Source organism: Streptomyces sp. NPDC057543, from assembly GCF_042801895.1.
In the GTDB taxonomy this organism is placed as follows: Bacteria; Actinomycetota; Actinomycetes; order Streptomycetales; family Streptomycetaceae; genus Streptomyces.
The window spans coordinates 1-1,677 of record NZ_JBHVFF010000571.1 but is presented as its reverse complement, the minus strand read 5'-3'; the positions used below and the strand labels follow the sequence as shown (position 1 = coordinate 1,677).

Annotated in this window: 2 protein-coding genes; one reads left to right on the top strand and one right to left on the bottom strand. The window is 69.1% G+C overall.

The window, feature by feature from the left end; translation table 11 throughout:
• The first annotated feature begins 113 nt into the window (after positions 1-113).
• A complete protein-coding gene (locus ACFU8Q_RS41365) occupies positions 114-662 on the top strand; it encodes a hypothetical protein (protein ID WP_384465335.1) in 549 nt (182 codons plus the stop codon).
• Here ACFU8Q_RS41365 and ACFU8Q_RS41360 read toward each other — a convergent pair.
• The gene (locus tag ACFU8Q_RS41360) at positions 619-1,410 is read right to left on the bottom strand and encodes an IS5 family transposase (protein ID WP_384465332.1); all 792 of its coding nucleotides are present in this window, start codon (positions 1,408-1,410) and stop codon (positions 619-621) included. The two genes, ACFU8Q_RS41365 and ACFU8Q_RS41360, sit on opposite strands and share 44 nt — an antisense overlap.
• Positions 1,411-1,677 lie beyond the last annotated feature (267 nt).

Below are 1,677 nucleotides of genomic sequence, written 5' to 3'. Positions count from 1 at the left end.
AGAGGCTGTTGTCTTTCCGAGTCTGATGATGGCGTTTTCGCTGGTCAGGGGTAGGGGTGGCGTCGGTGTGGGAGTGATAGATCGTCGTTTCGTCGCTCCTGTGGAGGTCGCGGATGCCGTCGGTTGTCGGACTGCTGGAACAGCACGAGCCTGCCGCCCGTCGTCGTGTGGACGGGCTGCGCGAGGAAGCCGACCGGATCCAGGCCGAGCTCGCGACGGCCGAGCAGGAGTGGCTGGAGTGGACGATCGCCCGCGAGCGTGTGGGCGCAGTGCTGTCCGCGCCGGGTGGGAGTTCAGCCGACGCGGTGGCCGCCGAGCGACCGGGCGGTGCCGGGGCGGAAGTCGAGGTGCAGGCGTCGCCGCCCGTGGCGGCGAAGGAGAAGTCGCAGGTTCCGGTGTGGCGCGAGGGGCTGGCCCGGACGGCACTGTCGGCGGACTATCAGCGCATCCTGGCCGCGCTCGCTGACCGGGTCCGTCTCGGTCAGGGCCCGCTGACCTGCCAGGAGATGGCCTCCGCCTTCGGTATGGACGTGGTGCCGGCCAAGGTGGAGGCACTGCGGTCGAAGGCGAAACGCCTGGTCGCGCGGGGCTGGCTGGCCGAACCGGCGCCGGGCCGGTTCACCCTCGCGCGGGGCGTGAGTGGGTCAGACGGCGGGTCATGACCATGGTCATCGACCAGTAGACCATCGCCTCGGCGCTGGTGGTGCGGCATTCGAAGTCGCGCACCAGGCGGCGGCTTCGCATCAGGTGCGCGAAGAGCCGCTCGACGATCCACCGCTTGGGCAGCACCACGAAGCCGCGCATGTCGTCACTGCGCTTGACGATCGCCAGGACCAGGGCGAGCGTGGCCAGGCAGTGCTCGACGAGGCTGCCGGTGTAGCCGCCGTCGGCCCAGACGAGTTCCAGCCGGTGGTGGGCGTCGGCCACCCACTCAAGCAGCACCTTCGCGGCGGCGCGGTCACCGATGTCCGCGCTCGTGACCATCACGCCCAGCAGCAGGCCGAGAGTGTCGACCACGACATGCCTCTTGCGCCCGTTGATCAGCTTCCCGCCGTCGAAGCCGCGGCTGTCGGCGCCGACCACGGCGTCCGCCTTGACCGACTGCGAGTCGATCACGCCGGCCGTCGGCTCCGCATCCCGCCCCGCCTCCTGGCGGACCCGGCCACGCAGCCGGTCATGAAACTCCTGGACCAGCACGTGGTCGCGCCAGCGGCGGAAGAACGCATAGACCCGGTCCCACGGCGGGAAGTCGGCAGGCATCGCACGCCACTTGATCCCGTTGTCCACCAGATAGCGCACCGCGTCCAGCATCGCCCGGTGACAGTACGCCTCCGGCTGCCCGCCCCGGCCCCGCATCCAGCCCGGCACCGGCAGCAGCGGCCGGACCACGGCCCACTCCGCGTTCGTCATGTCCGAGGGATACCGCCGAACACGTTCAGTGTGATCGGCCGCATTCCCGAACCTGTGAGCGACACAATCACACGACGGAGCAGCCGAGTTGAACTTCACCGGGGCGAGCACGTACAACTGCGGCAACAGGGTCTCCTGGATCTCGGTTGGCTTCGCAACCCCGAGCTACCAAGAGGCCCTGCCTTCATGCCCGCAGCCGACGGCAACCACCCGATCGAGACTCCCGTTCGAGACACACCCCTCAAGATCGGAACGACAACAGCTACT